Raw genomic sequence first — 19,980 nt, forward strand, 5'->3', positions numbered from 1 at the left:
ATGGTTTCAAGCATATGTTGCGTGGCATGGATTTTGCGTGAAGAATGCCGCTATGCCCTGTTGTGGGGCGTCACGGATGGGGTAAAAAGCGCAAAAACCCTTGTGGCTTAAGGTTTTTGAGGGTTTTCGTGCGATTGACACCGTCACCGTCGCGCCGCGACAATGCGTTGTCCTCGCTAAAGAAGGATACAGACCGGTTCTGGTGAGTTGTCGCCGGAGGGTCGTCGTCGGTGACCGGAGGGGTCCGGATTGCCGCTTTTCAGGAGAGTTGCCGAATGACCATGGCGTTCAGATCCGCTTGCCGAGCTTTGCTTCAGGCCTGCGGCGGAGCCATGGTCCTGGGCTTGCCGGTGCATGCGGTTCAGCTCGATGAGCAAAGGCTTGAGCGGGTCGAAGTGACTGGTTCGGCTATCGGGCGCATCGATGCCGAGTCCGCGCTTCCTGTACGGCTCATCACGGAAGCGGATATTCGAAAGTCGGGGGCTACCTCGCTCGCTGATCTGCTGCAAAAGCTGTCGTTCGTGCAGGGCTTTGCGAATGATGCGGCTGCGGTGGGAGGGGGTACGGGGGGCTTTGCGAGCGTCTCCTTGCATGGTCTGGGCGCGACCCGCACCCTGGTGTTGATCAACGGTCGCCGTGTTGCGAGTTTTGCGGCTCAGACCCTGGTTGGAGAAAGTGCCGGCGTCGATCTGGGGTCGATTCCGCTCGCGGCGATACAGCGTATCGAGGTGCTGACTGATGGTGCTTCAGCGCTCTACGGCTCCGATGCGATGGCGGGCGTTGTCAATCTGATCACCCGGCAGGATTTTGCCGGCCTTGAGCTTGCCGCTGGGACTGTGGTGGCTGAGGGGGGCGGAGCCCGGGAAAAGACGGCCTCGATCACGGCTGGGTATGGCGGGTTGGAAAGCGATGGTTTCAATGTCCTTTTTACGGCTTCCCATGAAGACCGGGCATCGCTGAAGGCGCTCGATCGTTCGGGTTTTGCCTGGCCTTCCCGGGGGTATTACGAATTCGATTCGACCGACGGTCATCGCTACCGCCTCTACACGACTTCCTCGCGGAGTGCTCCGGGGGCGGTTGTGGGGGGGGTAACCGCCACGCAGAGCTGGGGGGATTTCACGCCCTACCTGCTGGCTAATGGCGATTGCCCGAACAATGCCATTGCCTCCGGGAAGGTCTGTCGCTACATCTATCCGGCCGATCTCGAGATCATTCCTGAAGCGACACGCGATAGCCTGCTGAGCCGTTTTGCTGTCGGCTTGGGGGCGGGGGCCCGCTTCTTCGCCGAGGCAATGTACTCGCGGCACGAACTTGTCACGCGTATCGCGCCACCGCCGGGGGTGGTCAGCGTCAAGGCGGGTTCTTCCTTGTATGCGCAGTATCTTGAGCCTTACGGTGTTCCGCCGGATGTGGATGTGCTTGCCAGTTGGCGGATTGTCGATGCCGGCTCGCGGACGATGCAGGATATTTCGGAGGCGACTCGTCTCGTCTCCGGGCTCAAAGGGTTTTTTGCGGGTTGGGATTACGAGATTTCGGTTGCTCATTCGGTCAATCGCTGGGTTGAAACCCTCGAGGGGGGGTATCTCTACAACGAGCGCCTGGCAACGGCGATGAATTCGGGTTTGATCAATCCCTTTGTGGGGGTGGGGCAGCAGAGTCCTGAGGCGATGGCTCTGCTCGATGCGGCCAAGTTGCCTGCCGGCTACCAGTACAAACTGGGAACCAGCTACCTCGACTCCTTCCAGCTTCAGGCTTCGCGGGAGATCTTCCTGCTGCCGGCTGGCGGTGTTCAGTTTGGCTCGGGGTTCGATGTCCATCGCGAGCGCAACAAGTACGAGCCTTCCTTGCTCGCCCAGGGCTTGGAGCTGGGTGGCGAGTTTCCCGACAATGCGACCGATGCGCCGTTCGATGTGGCGCGCACGGCCTGGGGGGTGTTTGGCGAATTTCTGGTTCCGCTTGCCAAGGGGGTCGAGACGACGGCCGCGCTTCGCTATGACCGCTATTCGGATTTCGGAGATACGACCAATTTCAAGATCGGTGCACGTTGGAATCCGCTGCCGAGCCTGATGTTCCGTGCTTCGGTCAATAGCGGCTTTCATGCGCCTCAGCCGGCCCAGATGTCGAGTGTGACCCAGTACTACGGGGTGACGGGGGGGCGCTATTCATGCCCTTTTGCGCCGACCGACTCGCGCAGCGCTTACTGTATTTCCGGAGGGGCGACCGAATACCCGCTCTATGTTTCCGGAAATCCGGATCTGCGGCCTGAGAAGTCCATGCAGTACACGGCGGGGGTTCGCTTTGAGCCGGCTTCATGGGCTTCGCTGGGGGCCGATTACTGGCGCGTCAGGATCCGCGATCAGTTCGGAAGCAAGACCGAATATGCGCTGGCTCGCGATTGGGATGATTCGATCGCCAAGGGCTATATCCGTCCGCTCTATGTCTCGCCTTTGACTGGGCTGCTGCAATATGCGTTCGTGCTTCCCCAGGACAACCTCGGTGATCGCAATGTTGCCGGCGTCGATTTCGATCTGCGTTTCGCGCTCAGAACGGCGCTTGGCCGTTTGAGCTCCGTGATCGCGGCGACCTGGACTCTGGTCGATGAGCGGCAAACGGAGAGGGGTGGGCCGTTCTACAGCAGTCTGGGTCGGTTGGATCCGGCTGTCGGTTGGCCGACCCTGAGGGTCCAGGGGGTCTGGAGGACTTCTCTGGCGACCGGGAGTTTTGAGCACATGCTAACCCTGAACTACAAGGCAGGCTATGACGAGCAGAACTTCGGCAATCTGGATGTGACGGATTCGAGCGGGAACAGGTTGCAGGATGGTTTCTTCGCTGCTCCGCACCGTGTCAAGGCCTGGTTTCCGGTCGACTGGCAGACCGCCTGGTCGACCCCGGTCAAGGGCTTGCGGCTGGCGGGGGGGGTCACCAACCTGTTCGACAAGAATCCTCCGTTCGCGATCGCGGCCGGTTCGGGGCAGATTGTCGCCTATAACCCGCAGATCTCCGATCCGCGTGGGCGCACCTGTTATCTGAACGCCAGCTACCGATTTCTGTGAGCCGGAGTCCGGAAGTGCTTCAGATTGAAGTTTTTGTCGCGTTTTTGATTTTTTGATTTAGTGTCTTTGTGATTAAATATCAGGGGGTTATGGCGTGTGTTTGTGCCTGTGTGCCGAGTAATAAGCTTCTGCTGGATCAAGATTTGGGACGGGATCGGGCTGTGTTACTTTCTCGTCTTTTCTATGGATGAGCGGAAACCTGCGATGGTCAGTAACAGATCGCAGTGGCCGGGCTTCGCAGCGCTTGCGAACATTTGAGTTTTCCTAGTTTCCGATCAATTCAGCGTTTACCCGAGGTTTTTCATGAGTTATGTCCAGCCCGCTGCTGCTGGCCGCAGGTCGGTGGGTTTTATCGTCGTGGTCGTTTTCCACGCCGTGCTGTTTTATGCACTGGCCAATGGACTGGGGCGCAAGGTCGTCGAGGTACTCAAGGAACCCCTTGAGGCCAAGATCATCGAGGAGATCAAGCCTCCACCCGAAGACAAACCGCCACCTCCGCCCCAGCCTCAGACCAAGGCTGCGCCTCCTCCTGTCTTCGCGCCCAAGGCCGAGGTCAAGGTGCAGGCTCAGCCTCAGGAAAACACGATCACCTCGACGACCAACGTCAAGCCGGCTGAAACGGCTCCGATGGGCGCCAAGACCGCTCCGACGGCTCCTCCTGCTCCGGCGGCGCCTGCGGCTCCGGTCAAGACGAGCGCGGTGATCAAGGCCAGTAGCTGCGAGAAGCCGGCCTACCCGGCGGCCTCGCAGCGGGCAGAAGAGACCGGCACTGTGCGTCTGGCCTTCCTGATCAATGCGGAGGGCGTGGTTGTCGACAGCAAGGTCGATCGCTCCAGCGGTTCGCGTCGTCTCGACGAAGCGGCCCGCAAGGCTCTGGCGCTGTGCCACTTCAAGCCGGGAACGGTTGATGGCAAGCCCGTGCAGTCCTGGGAAAAAGTCGAATACGTTTGGACGCTTAATGACGAGTAAGGCGCTTGTTGCGGCGCAATTTTTTTGATTATCACTAACACCGGAATACCGAAATGAAATTCACCCAATCCATCCGCCGCGCCCACGTCGCTGTTTCGACTGGTCTGCTCTCCTTCGCTGCCTTTTCCGGCACCGCTTTCGCTCAGGCTCCGGCGACCGCCGAAGTCGATAACCCCTATGGCCTTCAGGCTCTGTGGACGCAGGGCGACTTCGTGTCCCACCTGACCCTGATCATCCTCGCGATCATGTCGATGGGCACTTGGTACATCGCCGTCGTCAAGCTGATCGAACAGGCCAAGCTGTTCAAGCAGGCCCGTGAAGTGCTCAGCAAGTTCTGGGCCGCTCCGTCTGTTGAAGAGGGCATCAAGGAGCTCAACGACGACAGCGCTTTCCGCTACATCGCCGAAGAGGGCCTCAAGGCTGCCAATCATCACGGTGGTCTGACCAGCTCGGTCGATCTGAGCTCGTGGATCGGTATGTCGCTGCAACGCGCCCACGATACGATCAGTTCCCGCCTGCAGGGTGGCCTGGCCTTCCTGGCGACCGTCGGTTCGACCGCGCCTTTCGTCGGTCTGTTCGGTACGGTCTGGGGCATCCTGCACGCGCTGACCTCGATCGGTATCGCCGGTCAGGCTTCGATCGACAAGGTCGCTGGCCCGGTCGGTGAATCGCTGATCATGACCGCGATCGGTCTGGCTGTCGCCGTTCCGGCCGTGCTTGGCTACAACTGGCTGGTTCGTCGCAACAAGGCGGCAGTCGATCACGTCCGCCACTTCAGCAGCGAACTGCACATGGTTCTGCTGGCGGGTGGTCAGAACAAGGTTCGGGGCTAAATCATGGGAATGACCGTATCCTCGTCGAGTGACGAAGACGAGGTCGTAGCGGCGATCAACACGACGCCGCTGGTCGACGTGATGCTGGTTCTGCTGATCATCTTCCTGATCACGGTCCCAGTCGTCACCCAGTCGATCACCCTCGATCTGCCCAAAGAGAAGAATCAGGTCACGCAGACCAAGCCGGAAAACGTCAACCTCGCGGTGACCGCGAAGGGCGACGTGTTCTGGAACACCCAGAAGCTCGCCGACAACAAGACTTTGGTCGAAAAGCTGAAGGTGATTGCGGTTCTGACTCCGCAGCCGGAAGTGCATATCCGCGGTGACCAGAGTGCGAACTACGAGTACGTTGGCAGGGTTGTGCTGGCTTGCCAGCGCGCCGGGATCGTCAAGGTCGGATTCATTACCGAACCGCCTGCGGGCGGTGTCGCGGGTAACTGAGTAAGGAGAGCGACATGGGAATGAGTGTTGGATCGTCGGGCGGAATGGATCGCGATGCGGAAGTCGTCGCAGAGATGAACACGACGCCTCTGATCGACGTGATGCTGGTGCTGCTGATCATGCTGATCATCACGATTCCGATCCAGACGCACGCGACGAAGCTGAACATGCCGGTGAACTCGTCGTCGAAGCCGACGACGCCGCCGCCGGTTGTGCAGATCGACATCGATGAGAATGGAACGATCTTCTTCAACGGCGATACGCTTGCCGATCGGACTGCGGTCGAAGCGCGTCTGACCCAGATCGCCGACATGCCTGAACAGCCGGAAGTCCACCTGCGCCCGCACAAGCTGGCCAAGTACGACAAGGTTGCGATGGTGATGGCCGCCGCCCAGCGGATTGGCGTGACGAAGATTGGACTGGTCGGTAGCGAACAGTTCATGGAGTGATGCCGCGAGGCAGAGATGGCGCAGCGGCCTGGCCGCTGCGCTTTTCTTTTTTGTAAGCGCATGAAAACCGTTGCCGCGACGGCAAGGATGCAGCGCAAGACCCGGATAGAATGCGCCGCGCAGCGATGGCGTGTTTCGATTCGATCCTGCCCTGGCGCAGGGATGAATCGATACGCGAATCCCGGATTTTGATTACGTTTTGTCTCCCGACAGGTGAGTGATGATCAGGAAAATTTTGACCCTTGTGGCGCTGGCTACCCTGTTGGGAAGCTCGATGGCCGTGTCCTTCGCGGCCGAAGAGGCCGCGCCGGCCAAGCCTTCGGTTCGCGGGGAAGTCGCGAAACCCATCCAGGCGGCGCTCGAACTGCTCAAGGCGAATCAGGCCGGCGACGCGCTCGCCAAGCTCAAGGAAGCCGAAGCGGTGGCCGCGCGCACGCCTTTCGAGACTTATCTGATTGACCGGATCAAGGGTCAGGCTCTGGCGCTTTCCGGCGATGGCGTAGCCGCGGCGCAGTCGCTCGAAGCGGCCGCGAATTCGTCCGCAGCGCCCGCCGCCGACAGACTTCCGCTGATCGCTGCGGCGACGGGTCAGTACTACGCGGCCAAGGAATACGCGAAGGCGGCGCTCAGCGCTTCCCGCTACGAGAAGGATGGTGGCAAGGACGCCGGACTGCACTCGCTGCTCGTGCAGTCGCTGTTCCTGTCTGGCGACTATGCGGCCTGCGCGAAGCTGATGGCAGCCGACATCCAGGCGCAGGAACAGGCCGGGCAGAAGCCCGCCGAGGATCAGCTCAAGATCCTGGCCCAGTGCTCGCTGAAGCAGGGGGATAACGCGGGCTACCTCGCCACGCTGAAGAAGCTCGCGCTCGCCTACCCGAGCAAGGCCTACTGGCCGGTGCTGATCCAGTCGCTGAGCCACAAGAGCGGCATGAATACCGCGAGCGACCGGCTCTACCTCGACTACCTGCGTCTGCAGGACGCGGTCGGAACGCTCAAGCAGGCCGGCGCCTATGAGGCCGCTGCGCAGATCGCGCTGCAGCAAGGCTATCCGCTCGAAGCGAAGAGCTTCCTCGACAAGGGCTATGCGGAGAAGCTGCTGGGCCAGGGGGCGGATGCAAGCCGTCATCGCAAGCTGCGCGACGCGGTTGCGAAGAACGTTGCAGAGGACAACAAACTGCTTGGAACCGACGATGCGAGACTGGCCAGTGCGAAGGACGGCAATCCGCTCTTCAACGCCGGTTTCAACTACGTCATCCACGGCCAGGCTGACAAGGGCCTCTCGATGATGGAGGCTGGGCTCAAGAAGGGGGGTATCCGTCAGCTCGACGACGCGAGGCTGCGTCTGGGCTATGCGTATCATCTGGCCGGCAAGCCGGCTCAGGCGATCACCGCTTTCCGCGCTGTCCCGGCCACGAACGAAGGCGCTGCGGCGTTGGCTGAGCTCTGGATCCTGTACCTTTCAGCAGCCAGGTGATGAGTTCGCACGCGGCCGGCTGAGCACGGCCGGCCAATATTTCATTCAAAAAGCCCGTCTCTCTGGACGGGCTTTTTGCGTCAGACCACGCCCAGCAGCGCGAGCATGATTCCGCCCGAGATCGCGGTACCGAAGACTCCGGCGAGGTTGGGACCCATCGCATGGTAGATCAACAGGTTCGCCGGGTTCTCCTTGACCGCGACCATGTGCGAGACGCGGGCAGCGATAGGCACCGAAGCGATGCCGGCTGAGCCGATCAGCGGATTGATCTTGTCCTTCAGGAACAGGTTCATCAGCTTTGCGGTCAGCACGCCCGAGCCCGTTCCGAAGACGAAGGCAACGAGGCCCAGCAGGATGATCTCGAGCGTTTTGAAGCTCAGGAAACTCTGCGCGACCATCGTCGAGCCGATTGCAACCGTCAGCGTCACCGTGATCACGTCGAGCAGCACATTGCCCATCGTCTTTGCGAGCCGCTCGACGATCAGCACTTCCTTGAGCAGGTTGCCCAACATCAGCATCGTGATCAGCGGGGCGACCGGCGGGAAGAACATATTGACGATGACCGCGATGACGATCGGGAAAGCGATCTTCTCCAGGCGGCTGACCTTGCGCAGCTGAGCCATGCTGATCTGCCGCTCTTCCTTGGTCGTCAGCAGCTTCATCACCGGAGGCTGGATCAGCGGCATCAAGGCCATGTAGGAGTAGGCGGCGACCGAGATCTGCGGCAGCAGGTGAGGGGCGAGCTTCATCGTCACGAAGATCGCCATCGGTCCGTCCGCGCCGCCGATGATGCCGATCGCGCCCGCTTCGTTGAGTGTGAAACCGATCAGCTTCGCGCCGATCAGCGCGACGAAGATACCTAGGTGGGCTCCGGCGCCGAGGATCACCAGTTTCGGGTTCGCGATCATCGGACCAAAATCGGTCATCGCGCCGACGCCGAGAAAGATCAGTGGCGGGATGATCAGCAGCGAGACGCCCTTGTACGCATAGTCGAAGAGGCCGCCGGGCTGGATCAGGTCCGAGCCCGGAACATTGGCGACGATGCACGAGAAGCCGATTCCGAGCAGCAGAAAGGGCTCGTAGCGCTTCGCGATCGCCAGATAGATCATCGTTATCCCGACCGCGATCATGACCACGTTGCCCCACCAGAGTTGGGCCAGGCCGGTCTGCTGCAGCAATGCCTGAATGAAGGAGAATGACTGCTCGATCATGCTCAGCTCCGTGGTTTATTGAAGCGGGGGGCTTACTCGCCCTTGCGCAGATCCCGGTCATCGAGCCGACCGAGGCGGTTCAGCAGCGGGAAGAGCGAGAGCACCGCGCCAATCCCGGCGATCACGACGAAGCTGAGCAAGAAGTCGATCAGGCTCAGGATCAGCGCGCCTTCCAGAGTGTCCGGAATCTTCATGCCGTCCTCCTTTACGGGTTTGCAGTCTCGCCCGCTGCATCATCGTTGGGCGAACACAGGCTTTACTATGATCCAACGCCCGCCGCGTCGGGCCGCGGCGAACAGCGTTTTTGCGGTGGATCAGGCGGGCCGCTCAGTGAGCCTCGTCTGACGTGTGCGGAGCTTCCTTCGCCGAGGTGTCCGGACTGGCTGCGGGGTCGGCGGAAGAGGCTTCGTCGCTCTGTGCTTCGCTCTGGGCCGGCTTGGGTCGCGGCTTGGGCGGCGTCACGAGGCGCAGCACGGGTTCCGAACTCGTGGGCAACGGCGTGGAGGCCAGCGGAGCGGACTGGGCGACGGGCGCCGTCGACTGGGCCGGAGCGGGCTCGGGAAGCGTTTCGGGGGTGCCTCCTGAGAGCATCAGCCAGGCTCCCGCGCCGACTGCGATCAGCGCAGCGAGCACTCCGAGGAAGAGCGCCGAGAGCGGAACTGCGCGCACCTCGCCGAGAACGGCGGGCAGTTTATCGAGCCCTGGCTTGAGCCCGGTGAGCTGATCCGCTTCAGAAATAGGCGGCGTTTCGTTGTCGAGCGCAGGGTCGGCGAGCGGAACGGGCAGCCTGGCCAGGTGCAGTGCGGAGCGGATCGCGTCCGCATCGCGCTGCACCGCGAGGCGGTCGAGGCGGGGCGAGAACTCGTTCCAGGTCAACACGCCGGCCATCGTCGGCAACAACGAGAGTTCGGCCAGCAGCACCGCGGCGACGACATCCAGTCCCAGAACCGCACCATGCAACGCGGCTGGCGTCGCCGCATGCAGGTTCAGAAAGCCGCTTCCCGCAAAACCGCCCAGCGCGCCGAGAACCAGGGAGACGAGCAGCGCGAAAGCGAGGCCTAGCGCGAGCGCAAGCAGAGCGGCGACGGTTAGCGCGCGGCCGAGATTTTCGGCGAGCCGGGTGAGGAGCGCGCGGCGGCAACCGCGCAGCAAGGCCAGCGCTGCGCAGTGGGCGGCGATTGCGTCCAGCCCGCTCCAGGTCGCAGCTGCCGCGATTAACCACCAGACGCCCAGAACGAGCACTGTCGCGGCGATCAGAACCGCCATCGCCGGAATGCCGACCGCGAATAGCCCCGCCCCGACGTAGGGCAGGCGGCAGAGCGCGAGCAGGATGCCGCAGGCGACGATGACCAGGATTGCTGTTGCGGCCAGGGGCAGCGCGACGCCGAACACGGAGGGAAGAGCCTTGCGGCAGCGCATGATCGTGTCGCGGCGGCTCTCCGGCGTGCCGCGCCTGGCCTGTGCGTTCAGGCTGAGGCCGGCCGCCGCGGCGCCACAGAGGGCGAAGGTCAGCGAAACGAGCTTGGCGGGCAGCGCGATCCATGAAGGAGCGAGGTTCGCGGCCCACCAGAACAGTGCCGCCAGAGTCGCGGCGATCGCGATCAGAGTCTGGGCCTGATGGTTGAAGAGGACTTCATGGACTCGGGACGACGAAAAAGTTTCGGAATCTGCTTGAGGGGGCAAAGACATAAGGTGTCTGCTTTTGAAAGGGAGGTGCCCGCGCTTGCCGCGACGGGCCGGAGATGAGCCAGACGCGAGCATCCGCCTACCGCCCTGCGAGATCAAGTCCCCCTCCCGGGCTCAGTCCGGATCGTCGTCGAGCAATACTTCGCCATTTGGCCCCCATTTGACGCGGGTGATCCCGGGCGTTTGACGCTCGAGTTCGCGGCGCGCTTCTTCTTCGGCGCTGATTACACCCGATTGCAGGCGCTGGGCGTCAGCGAAACGGCGCTCTTCGATCTGTTCTGCGTGGTGTCTGAAAGCCTCCGCGAGCGCACCGATGAGCGTGTCTTCATCCCAGGGCTTGGGCAGGAAGCGGTGGATCCTGGCGTCGTTGATCGCGCGGACGAGGGCGCCCATGTCGGCCTGCGCCGACAGGATCAGGCGCACGCAGTCCGGCTGCTCGGCGAGCGCATGGCTGAGTACGCTGACTCCGTCCGCATCGGGCATCCGGAAGTCGGACATCACGACATCGAAGGGCGCTTCGGTGAGCCGGGCCATCGCGGCTCGGGGATCGGTGAAGCATTCGAACTCCAGCGGAGCGAGCTCTGGCGCGCGTTCGAGAACGCGGCGCAGCGCACGCAACACGTTCTCTTCGTCATCAACCATCATCAGTCTGTTCATGATCCCCTCCGGTCGCTCCGAACGTAGAGACTCAGGCGAAAGTCCTCTTTTTCTTCGTAATCGCGGATCTGGCGAACCAAGCTTTCATCGATCAGATAGTCGGTCGTCAGCAACAGAACTCCGTCACGCCCGATCAGGTCGCGGGCGAGCACCATGCCCGGGACGAGCTTGTTCGGGCTGATATGGATTTCGTCCACCGCTTCGCGGACAGGTGCGTGCATCTGCTCGGCGAGCGCGGCGACGACGGCGGGATCGTAGCGTGAGCCGCGGCCGCTGAGGATCAGCTTCAGCGCATCGTCCGCCGAATGGCGGGTGCCGGTGATCAGTCCCAATTCAAAAGAATCCAGATCGTTCGCGGCAGCGAGGATGCGTGCGCCGAGCGGGATCTCCATGCCCGAGAGGCCATCGGGGAAACCCTGTCCGTCGAAGCGCTCGTGATGGAGCCGGACCAGACGGGCGACCTCGCGCAGATCTTCGAGTGCCATCAGCGAGGTTTGGCCTTGGCTTGCATGCTTGCGCCAGGCGCCGAGTTTGTCGCCGCTCATCCGGTTGACCGGCGTCGTGATCAAATCGTCGCTCAAACCAATTTTGCCGATGTCGTGGAGCAGACCCGCTACGAAGACATCCTGGGTCTCGCGGCCGTTCATGCCCATCTTCTGGGCGATCTTGCGCGCGGTCGCGGCAACCCGCCGGGAATGACCGGCAAGCGCGGGATGGCGCATCTCGATCAGGCTCGCAAAGATCTGCACCGAAGTCAGAAAGTTGCATTTGAGCCGCTCATTGGCCTGAGCCAGCTCAGCCGTGCGTTCGCGAACCTTGTCTTCGAGCGAGGCGTTGAGCGTTTTGAGCTCTTCGTTCTGGGTCCGAGTCAGCGCTTCGAGGCGGGCCTTTTCCCGCTCCAGCGACTTGCGTTCGAGCGCCGAGGCGAGCACTTCGAGGATCTCTCCGTCGTCCCAGGGCTTGGACAGATAGCGATAGATCTCGCCGCGGTTGATCGCGTCTATCGTCGAGCTCATGTCGGCATAGCCGGTCAGCAGGATGCGGATCACGTCGGGGTGGCGCTGCCGCACGGCGGCGAGGAACTGGGCGCCGTCCATGTTCGGCATCCGCATGTCCGAGATAACCAGATCGATGGCCTCCTGTGCGAGCACTTCTAGAGCTTCTGTGCCGCTCGTCGCAACCCGAACCTGATAGCCGCCCGGGCGCAATGCCCGCCTCAGCGCCGAGAGGATGTTCGGTTCGTCGTCGACGCAGAGGATGTTGAACGGAGCGGACGCTGCACTTTCAGGCATCGTGGGGCTCCTCGTGGTGATGGTGGATGGGCAGCGAGACGCGGAAAGTGCTGCCCAGGCCTTCCTGGCTCGTGACCTCGATCTGACCGTCGTGTTTGCGGATGATCCCGTAGGCGAGCGAGAGTCCCAAACCTGTGCCCTTGCCGATCGGTTTGGTCGTATAGAAAGGGTCGAAGATGCGGTCGCGGATTCCCTCAGGAATTCCGCATCCATTGTCGGCGATTTCGACCCAGACCGACTTCTCGTCACTTCCCGTGCACACCCGGATCGTGCCCCGGCGATCCTCCCTCATCGCATGGGCGGCATTGACCAGCAGGTTCATGAATACCTGATTGAGCTGGGAGGGCAGGCATTCGATCTGTGGCAGTTCGCCGAACTCGCGGATCACGTCGGCCCGGTATTTGATCTCGTTGTTGACGATGTTCAGCGTCGATTCGATGCCGTGATGCAGATCTGCCCACTGCCATTCCTCGTTGCTGTCGGTGCGCGAGAAATCCTTCAGATCCTGAACGATCTTGCGTACCCGCTCTATCCCCTCGGTGGATTCCCGAGTCAGCGATGTGATGTCCTCGCGCAGATAGTCGTAATCGATCTCTTGTGCCAGCGCTGCGAGCTCGCTGCGTTCGTTCTCGGGCAGCCCGGCGCTGTGTTCGATATGGGCGTCGAGCAGGCGGATCAGATCCTTGACGTAGTTGCTGAGCGAGCCGATGTTCGAATACACATAGCCGATCGGATTGTTGATCTCGTGCGCGACGCCCGCAGCGAGCTGACCGATCGACGCGAGTTTTTCGGAGAGCAGCAGCCGGTTGTGGGCCTGCTCGACTTCCTGGATCAGATTCGCTTGCTCGGCTTTTTCCCTGAGCAGCTCGGCTTCGGTCTGGCGGTGGCTCTGCAGTTCGAGGCGCAGCGCCGCATTGCGCTCATTGAGCTCCTGGTTGATCTGCTCGATCGCGCGTTCGTTGAGCTGCGCATCCTCCTCGAAGTGGCGGTAGCTCTGTTCCACCGCATTCAGAAAGGTCTGTAGCCTGGGCTGGCGCAGATCCCCCTCCTGGAGGTGCTTTTCGATCTGATGGGTCAGCAGCGGATGCATGGTGCGAAGCTCCTCAGGCGCCAGCGGGCTGACGTGAAGTGCACAGCGTTGTTTTCATTGCTTCACCTCTTCGGGTGAGCTGGCGGCATGATGGACGGGCAGGATGATCCGAAAAGTGCTGCCGCGCCCCGGTTCGCTGTCCAGCTCGATGCGACCGTTGTGCTTCTTGATGATGCCGTAGGCGAGCGAGAGTCCCAGCCCGGTTCCCTTGCCGATCGGCTTGGTCGTGAAGAAGGGGTCGAAGATGCGGTCGCGGATTTCGGCCGGGATGCCCGAGCCGTTGTCGGCGATCTCGACCCAGACGCTCTGGGCATCAACGCAGATACCGGTGCGCAGCGTGATCTTCCCGCGCATCTCGCCCATCGCATGGGCGGCGTTGACCATCAGGTTCATGAAGACCTGGTTGAGCTGAGAGGGCAGGCATTCGACCTGGGGCAGCTCCCCGTATTCCTTTTCGACATCCGCCCGGTACTTGATCTCGTTGAATGCGATGTTCAGCGTCGAGTCGAGACCCTGGTGCAGATCCGAGAACTGCCATTCCTGGCTGGAGTCGACGCGGGAGAAATCCTTCAGATCCTGGACGATCTTGCGCACCCGCGTGACGCCTTCCCGGCACTCGCCAAGCAGCGACGGGATGTCCTCGCGCAGGAAGTTCAGATCCATTTTTTGGCGCAGCGCGCGGGCTTGCGCGATTGACTCCGGGGTGGCTGCCTCTGCATCGACGTAGGCGTCGAGCAGCGAGAAAAGATCGCTCAGGTATTGTTCAAGCGAGCCGAGGTTCGAATGCACATAGCCGATCGGATTGTTGATCTCGTGCGCGACGCCGGCCGCGAGCTGGCCGATCGACGCGAGCTTTTCGCTCTGCACGAGCTGCTGCTGGGTGTCCTTGAGTTTGGTGTTCAGGTCAGTCACTTCGGCATAGTGCTGGCGCAGCTCACTCTCGACCTGCTCGCGGCGCGTGATGTCCGCTTCGAGCGCCTGTTTGGTCGCTTCGAGCTGGGCGGTGCGCGCCTTCACCAGGCTTTCGAGCTCGCTCTGTTGATGGCGCAAAGCCACTTCGGCGCGTTTGACCGAGGTGATGTCCACCATCGTCTGGGTCGCGCCGATGATGCGCGACTGGGCATTGCGGATCGGCGAGGCCGTGAACCAGATCCAGCGCTCCTGCCCCCCTATGCTGCTGAAATACGATTCGCCCTCGATTCCGTCCGCGATCACCGGCGAGAGGCGGACCGTCGCGCCGTAAATCTTCCGCGCTTCCTCGATGTCCCGGCCGTCGATGACGAGGTCGGCGAGCACGGGATGGTCTGGCTGATCCTTGTAGAAGACCCGGCCCGGGTTGCGGGTGCCGACCATCGCACTGGCTGGCGCTCCGCTGATCGCTTCGCAGGCCTTGTTCCAGTGGATCACGACATGGTCGGCGTCGAGCAGGAAGCTGGGCACGGGGTTGCCGTCGAGCAGGCCGCGCAGGGTCCGGCGCATTTCGGTCAGCGCCGCGGGAACGTCGCTGCCATGGATCACAACCTCCTGCAATGTGATCAGCCGCGTGCTGACTGGCCAGCCTTCGAGGATCGCCGCGCTCGCGCGAAGCTTGCGAGAGCTGCCGTCGGCGGCATTGCCCAGGCTCAGTGTGATCGCTGGAGTGCTGACCGGGTCATCCTTGATTGCGGTGAGCCACTCTTCCCAAGACTGTTGTTCAGTCTGAGGCAGAAGAGATGCAAAAATCCGGCCGACCAGTGGGGGCGTTGGCGCAACGTCGAGCAAGCTCAGGCAAGCCTGGTTGGCGCGAACGATCACGCGGCCGTGGAGGACGACCGCTCCGATTCCGAGGCGATCGAGTGTCTCTTCCGGGAGAAAGAGTGGGCGGGGAGATGGGGTCATGCGTCAGACCTCCTGCTCGCTTCCGGATTCCTCCCGCCACGGATCTGAACCTCTCTGATCGCATGAGTGGCCCGGGAGAGCTCTTCGGGGTCAGCCGCCAGTTCCCGCCAAGCCATCGGATCGATCGGCGCAATCATGCTTTCGCCGTCGACAACGAAAGCCATCGCGCAGGCCAGAATGTCGGCCACGTGGACGATCAGGGTCAGGGTCTGGTCGTGTCTGACAGGTGGGTGGTGGCTGGCGATTGCCTGGCTCAATGTCTCCGGGAAATGCCAGTGGCGGGCCAGAGCTGCACCCAGCTCGGTGTGCGTGGGCAGGCCCAGAGCGGTCTCGGCCTGGCTCCAGTCGCAGTGCTCCCGTTTGCTGTATGCAATGATTGCGGCAGCATCCTCCGGGGTCAGCGACAGGCAGGCGATCTTGCCCAGGTCGTGCAACAGTCCTGCGAGGAAGGCCTTGTCAGCCAGTGCGGGTGACCCCTTGCACAGTGCGCGTGCAGCAACGGCGGTCTCGTAAGCGTGGTTCCAGAAAGCGTCGGTCTCGAAGCCGTGAACAGGGTTGATGGCGAGACGCTGACGCAGTTCGGAGGCGAGCACCATCGAGCGCAGACCGCAAAAGCCGATCACGGTCAGCGCGTCGCGGACCGTTCCGATCTTGCCGCGCATACCGAAGAACGGGGAGTTGGCCAGACGCAGGGTCTGGCTGACGATCGCCTGATCGCGTTCGATCAGACGGACGAGGCGGGTCAGACTCACATCTTCATCGTCGATCGATACGATCAGCTCGGCAATGACTGATGACAGCGCTGGCAGTGCGCGGATGCGCTCAAACTGGGGGCCCTCCGCTGCGGACTTCTCAGTCATCGCGAAGCTCCCTGAAGGCTTCGAGAACCGCCTCGATGATCAGGCTGGCCGCGGGCAGATCCTGTTGTGTGCCAAACCGGCTCAGCAGGTTCTGACGGATCGCCTCGAGGTCGGCAAGCTCGGCATCCGGTCTCCTGATCTCTGTTGCATCGGTCATGATGGGCTGTCCATTTCGAGAAGAGTCAGCACTCTGCCGTTGGCTGCTGCGCCATGGCCGATCGACCGGCACAGCACCCGGAACTGCCTTCCGCTGTGCGTGAGTTCGACACATTGAAAGTCGTCGCATTTCAATACCTCAGTGAGTCCGGAGGGCAGGCACTCCGAACTCTGTGCCCCCATCAAGCCAGGACCGAGTAACTGTTCCGCCGCATCATTGACGATCACGATCATGCCTTCGTTGTCGATTCCGAGCACCGGGACGGGCAGGGCCGAGAAGACGGCGTGCGTTGCTTCCAGGATGGCCTGACCGGTTGCCATCTGGCTTTCGCGCTCGGCCAGCAACGCGGTCAGGCGGGCATTGACACGGATCTGTTCCTCGTTCGCCTGGGTCAACGCCTTCTGCAAGCGGCGAGTCTGGTCGGCGCTCTGCTTGCGCGTGAAGGCTTCCTTGATCGTCGCCTGAAGCGCCGTGTCGTCCCAGGGTTTCGTGATGAACTTGAAGACAGCGCCTTCATTGATTGCGTCCGATATCGAGCTCAGATCCGTATATCCGGACAGCGAGATTCTTACCGTCTGTGGCCAGCGCTGCCTCGCGCGGCGCAGGAATTCAACGCCGGTCATGTTCGGCATGCGCTGGTCGGAGATGATGATGTCGACCGCCTCGCGCTCGAGAATTTCCAGCCCTTCCGCGCCGCTGCCCGCGGTCAGGATGCGGTGTCCGCTGCGCCGCAAGGATCGACGCAAGGCGCTGAGGATGTTCGGCTCGTCGTCGACCAGCAGCAGGGTTCCGGTTTCGGTCTGTGCGTCGACGCTGGGTGAAGCGTCCGCTTCGAATTCAGGTCTGAGCTCGGCAACTTTGAGTCCCGTGCTGACCTCGGGCAGAGGGTGAAGGGAAAGAGTCCAGCGGCGCGGATCCAGATGCGCGTTTTCGACGGAGATGGCGTGCAGACCCGGATTCAGATCCGGGCCATGGCACTGTTCAAGGAATTCCGGAAGGCTCAGCGCGGATTCGGCTTCGCCGGGCCTGCTCCAGCCATGAGCACTGTGAATGACGTTCTGCCAAGCTGGAGAACTCCAGAGCGTGGTGCCGTCTTCGGTGATCACCGCCGTGGCGGTGGATAGAATCTCCCGGTACGCTTCCATACGCTTGCCCCCGCGTTGTTCGCCCCGCCCAGCATGAAGATCTTCCACTACCAAGGCTTAACGTCAGGGGCGGTGAATCCTTGAGGATTTCGCGGGAGGCAAGTCGTCCCGGGGCTTATTCCGCGAGGAACTGGAAGCGGATGAAGTGGCGATAGACAGTTCCGGGGCGAAGGATGCAGGCTTCGGCAGCGGCCCGGTTCGGCGCGTCGGGCGGAAAACCCGGTTCCAGGGCCAGACCCGCGTAGCGCCCATAGGATCCGTCTCGCGCCGGAGTGCCGTCGAGGTAGTTGCCGCTGTAGAACTGCAGCGCCGGATGGTCTGTGAAGAGGCGCATCGACAGGCGGGTGTCTGCCGAGCGCACTTCGGCGGCCGCTTCGCAGCCCGTCCGGCTCCCTTCGTCGAGCAGGAAGCTGTGGTCGTAACCCCGCGCGATCTTCTGTTGCTCGTCGGCGAGCAGCCGGCTGCCGATCGTTTGGGCCTTGAGGAAGTCGAAGCTCGTGCCCGTGACCGGAGCCGGCGCTGCGAGCGGGATCAGATCGGCATCGACCGGAAGATAGCGGGAGGCGGCCAGACGCAGCGAATGGCCCAGCACGTCGCCGTCGCCGTCGAGGTTGAAATAGGCGTGATTGGTCAGGCTGAGCGGGCAGGGGGCGTCGACTTCGGCGCGGTACTCCAGCGTGACCGAGTCCTCTTCGAGCCGGTAGAGCGCGCTGACCCTGGCCTGGCCCGGAAAGCCCTGATCGCCGGCCGGCGAGTCCAGCGTGAAGGTGATGCTGTCCGCGGTGATCTCGCCTACGCTCCACCTGCGGCGGTCGAAACCGTCCGGGCCGCCATGAAGGCAGTGCTTGCCCTGGCTCGGGGTCAGCGAGTGCTCCTGTCCGTCGAGCGAGAAGCGCGAGCCCGCGATCCGGTTCGCATAGCGACCGATCGTGGCGCCCAGAAAGGATTTCTGAACCAGATAGTCCTCGGGCGTGCGGCAACCGAGCAGCACTTCACGTCGGCTGCCATCGGCGAGCGGAACGAGGCAGGAAAGCCAGGTCGCGCCCTGGTCCATCAGGCGGATCTCAAGGCCGCGAGCATTGCTCAGGGTGAAAATGCGGGGCGGGGTCGTGCTCATGATGTCTCCGTGTCTGTTTTTAGGCTTCGCGCCATCCCGGGGGAGCGCGTGCCCGCTCATTCTAATTCGGAGATCGTCACGATGCGCAGGCGCAGAATGGACGCCAGCGCTCAGTTTCTGCACTGATCAGTCAGGGGGAGCTTAGGGCTCGGGCGGAACGGGGGATTGTCCGAGTTTTTCGATTTCGGCCAGGACTTCGCGTATTCCGGCTGCGAGGTCTTCGTCCCGTGCGGGCGAGGGGGGGGCTGCGAGCAGGCTCTGGAGCGCATGAAGCCTGGCCTTGATGCGGCCCAGCGCGTCCTTGCCGGGTTTGCCCGGCCCGGCGCTGTCATGCTCGGTCTGGCGGAGGCGGGCATTGCGCTCGTTGAGCTCGATCGAGACGAGTTCGAGCGCGCGTTCATTGAACTGGGCGTCCTCTTCGAACTGACGATAGCTCTGCTCGACCGCGTTGATGAAGCACTGCAGTTCGAGCTTGAGTCGATCGGTTTCACCCAGATAGCGTTTGATCTGGCGCGTCAGCAGAGGATGCATGGATCAGACCTCATCGAAACTGGTAATGCTGATCGACTGGCCATGAACCTCGCAGGCCATGTTGCTGGAGAGCGGAGCCAGCTGCGCGTAACTGTAAAAACCGCTTGCGGCCATTTGAGCACCCAGTGTTCGCCGGATTTCCTCAAGCTCTTCTTCGGCGCGCAGGCCCAGAGTCAAACGCCGGCCTATCCCTGACACGACGATCGCCAGAGCAGGCGTGCGGCTTCCCGTCAGCTGGCTATCGACCGCAGCATTGTGCGCGGCCCGGATCAGATGTTCGGGGACGGCCCTGAGCATTCTGACCGAACTTCCCTCGGCGATGCTGCCGCACAGCTGAAAGCTGCCTTCCTGGGCATTGAAGGACAGGATGTTGCGCGTCAGGTGCGCACCCCAGGGACTCGCGGCGAGCTGGGCCAGCGGATAGCGTTGCGCGCTGGCGGGAAGGGCTCCGGCCTGTTCCCCCAGATAGCGTTGATAGAGCTTCAGCGCCGATTCGCCGTCCAGCTCATAGAGGGTATTGCCCCTCGCGCGGGTGACCAGACGGTCGGGGCCGAAACCGTCCCAACCGCTCTGAGTGCCCTGGCCTATCTTCAGCGCCTCGCCGTAAAAACCGACCGCGACGGCGCAGTGATCGTCCGGGAGGCTGTTGGCGAGGATCGGGGTTTGAGAAAACGTGAGTTCATTGCTGGCCAGCCCGCCGCTGATCGTGACGCCTTCGGGAAGTGTGTCGGTAAGCCCATGGAGTAGGGCGCTGGGGTTGCAGCGCAATCCGTCACAGAGCACGAAGACGTGTCTGAGTTCTTCGGGAGGCAGGGCGAGACCCAGGCTCGCGCCGCAGGCTCTGCCGTCATCCCCCGAGGTGGCCGCGGCGCGGGCAAAGGCGAGGTGCGAGCGTTCCAGCTCGACCGCGGTCAAGGTCAGGTGTTGCTCATGAACGCGCTCGTTGTAGATTTCCCCTGAGCTCCCGCAGCCAACAAAGAAGGCCTTGGGCCACAGCGCTCGCCATGACTCTAGCGGGGCTTGGGCGAGCAGCGGCGCGCTGCCGAAGACCAAGACAAGCTGGGCATCGGCGAGCCGCGTGTTGTGCAGGGGCGCGGCGCGATCGAGCAGGTGCTGTTCAACTTTCATGGCAGGGCG

General features: G+C 62.3%; 19 protein-coding genes. 6 read left to right on the forward strand and 13 right to left on the reverse strand.

Annotated features, from left to right (window positions below; genetic code table 11):
- Nucleotides 1–275: 275 nt before the first annotated feature.
- The 6 genes from ACHFB9_RS07875 (at nucleotide 276) to ACHFB9_RS07900 (ending at nucleotide 7,219) form a co-directional block, all read left to right on the forward strand.
- Nucleotides 276–3,053 (forward strand): TonB-dependent receptor plug domain-containing protein, encoded by a 2,778-nt coding sequence (locus tag ACHFB9_RS07875; RefSeq protein WP_417070884.1) that lies wholly within the window; start codon nucleotides 276–278, stop codon nucleotides 3,051–3,053.
- A 303-nt stretch (nucleotides 3,054–3,356) separates the two neighbouring features.
- Nucleotides 3,357–4,022: an energy transducer TonB gene (locus ACHFB9_RS07880; protein WP_417070885.1), complete on the forward strand. Its 666-nt coding sequence runs from the start codon at nucleotides 3,357–3,359 to the stop codon at nucleotides 4,020–4,022.
- 53 nt (nucleotides 4,023–4,075) lie between these two features.
- A complete protein-coding gene (locus ACHFB9_RS07885; RefSeq protein WP_417070887.1) occupies nucleotides 4,076–4,855 on the forward strand; it encodes a MotA/TolQ/ExbB proton channel family protein in 780 nt (259 codons plus the stop codon).
- Between the two features lie 3 nt (nucleotides 4,856–4,858).
- Nucleotides 4,859–5,296, forward strand: a complete 438-nt coding sequence (locus ACHFB9_RS07890; RefSeq protein WP_417070889.1) for an ExbD/TolR family protein — start codon at nucleotides 4,859–4,861, stop codon at nucleotides 5,294–5,296.
- 14 nt (nucleotides 5,297–5,310) lie between these two features.
- Nucleotides 5,311–5,745, forward strand: coding sequence for an ExbD/TolR family protein (locus ACHFB9_RS07895; protein ID WP_417070891.1), 435 nt, complete (start codon nucleotides 5,311–5,313; stop codon nucleotides 5,743–5,745).
- 274 nt (nucleotides 5,746–6,019) lie between these two features.
- Complete coding sequence (locus tag ACHFB9_RS07900) at nucleotides 6,020–7,219, forward strand: hypothetical protein (protein ID WP_417070893.1); 1,200 nt, start codon at nucleotides 6,020–6,022, stop codon at nucleotides 7,217–7,219.
- 80 nt (nucleotides 7,220–7,299) lie between these two features.
- On the opposite strand, the gene ACHFB9_RS07905 is transcribed toward ACHFB9_RS07900, so the two are convergent.
- The 13 genes from ACHFB9_RS07905 to ACHFB9_RS07965 form a co-directional block, all read right to left on the reverse strand.
- Nucleotides 7,300–8,430, reverse strand: a complete 1,131-nt coding sequence (locus ACHFB9_RS07905; protein WP_417070894.1) for a sodium ion-translocating decarboxylase subunit beta — start codon at nucleotides 8,428–8,430, stop codon at nucleotides 7,300–7,302.
- 32 nt (nucleotides 8,431–8,462) lie between these two features.
- Nucleotides 8,463–8,624 (reverse strand): hypothetical protein, encoded by a 162-nt coding sequence (locus ACHFB9_RS07910; RefSeq protein WP_417070896.1) that lies wholly within the window; start codon nucleotides 8,622–8,624, stop codon nucleotides 8,463–8,465.
- A 133-nt stretch (nucleotides 8,625–8,757) separates the two neighbouring features.
- Nucleotides 8,758–10,119 (reverse strand): hypothetical protein, encoded by a 1,362-nt coding sequence (locus ACHFB9_RS07915; protein WP_417070898.1) that lies wholly within the window; start codon nucleotides 10,117–10,119, stop codon nucleotides 8,758–8,760.
- A gap of 111 nt (nucleotides 10,120–10,230) precedes the next feature.
- Complete coding sequence (locus tag ACHFB9_RS07920) at nucleotides 10,231–10,773, reverse strand: response regulator (protein ID WP_417070900.1); 543 nt, start codon at nucleotides 10,771–10,773, stop codon at nucleotides 10,231–10,233.
- Nucleotides 10,770–12,065: an HD domain-containing phosphohydrolase gene (locus tag ACHFB9_RS07925; RefSeq protein ID WP_417070901.1), complete on the reverse strand. Its 1,296-nt coding sequence runs from the start codon at nucleotides 12,063–12,065 to the stop codon at nucleotides 10,770–10,772. Before ACHFB9_RS07925 ends, ACHFB9_RS07920 begins: the two co-directional genes overlap by 4 nt.
- Complete coding sequence (locus ACHFB9_RS07930) at nucleotides 12,058–13,155, reverse strand: ATP-binding protein (RefSeq protein ID WP_417070903.1); 1,098 nt, start codon at nucleotides 13,153–13,155, stop codon at nucleotides 12,058–12,060. The genes ACHFB9_RS07925 and ACHFB9_RS07930 overlap by 8 nt, the downstream gene beginning before the upstream one ends.
- Before the next feature lie 54 nt (nucleotides 13,156–13,209).
- The gene (locus tag ACHFB9_RS07935) at nucleotides 13,210–15,033 is read right to left on the reverse strand and encodes an ATP-binding protein (RefSeq protein ID WP_417070905.1); all 1,824 of its coding nucleotides are present in this window, start codon (nucleotides 15,031–15,033) and stop codon (nucleotides 13,210–13,212) included.
- Nucleotides 15,030–15,893 carry an HDOD domain-containing protein gene (locus tag ACHFB9_RS07940; protein ID WP_417070907.1) on the reverse strand — a complete coding sequence of 288 codons (864 nt, stop codon included), beginning with the start codon at nucleotides 15,891–15,893 and terminating at the stop codon, nucleotides 15,030–15,032. Before ACHFB9_RS07940 ends, ACHFB9_RS07935 begins: the two co-directional genes overlap by 4 nt.
- On the reverse strand, nucleotides 15,886–16,050 hold the full coding sequence (locus ACHFB9_RS07945; RefSeq protein ID WP_417070909.1) for a hypothetical protein: 165 nt from the start codon (nucleotides 16,048–16,050) through the stop codon (nucleotides 15,886–15,888). Before ACHFB9_RS07945 ends, ACHFB9_RS07940 begins: the two co-directional genes overlap by 8 nt.
- Nucleotides 16,047–17,195 carry a response regulator gene (locus ACHFB9_RS07950; RefSeq protein ID WP_417070911.1) on the reverse strand — a complete coding sequence of 383 codons (1,149 nt, stop codon included), beginning with the start codon at nucleotides 17,193–17,195 and terminating at the stop codon, nucleotides 16,047–16,049. Before ACHFB9_RS07950 ends, ACHFB9_RS07945 begins: the two co-directional genes overlap by 4 nt.
- A gap of 115 nt (nucleotides 17,196–17,310) precedes the next feature.
- Complete coding sequence (locus tag ACHFB9_RS07955) at nucleotides 17,311–18,312, reverse strand: galactose-1-epimerase (protein ID WP_417070912.1); 1,002 nt, start codon at nucleotides 18,310–18,312, stop codon at nucleotides 17,311–17,313.
- A 141-nt stretch (nucleotides 18,313–18,453) separates the two neighbouring features.
- On the reverse strand, nucleotides 18,454–18,843 hold the full coding sequence (locus tag ACHFB9_RS07960) for a hypothetical protein (RefSeq protein WP_417070914.1): 390 nt from the start codon (nucleotides 18,841–18,843) through the stop codon (nucleotides 18,454–18,456).
- A 3-nt stretch (nucleotides 18,844–18,846) separates the two neighbouring features.
- Entirely contained in the window at nucleotides 18,847–19,971 is a 1,125-nt protein-coding gene (locus tag ACHFB9_RS07965; protein ID WP_417070916.1) for an FIST signal transduction protein, read from the reverse strand.
- Between the last annotated feature and the right edge of the window lie 9 nt (nucleotides 19,972–19,980).

The organism is Niveibacterium terrae (genome assembly GCF_048213115.1).
GTDB classification, from domain to species: Bacteria; Pseudomonadota; Gammaproteobacteria; order Burkholderiales; family Rhodocyclaceae; genus Niveibacterium; species Niveibacterium terrae.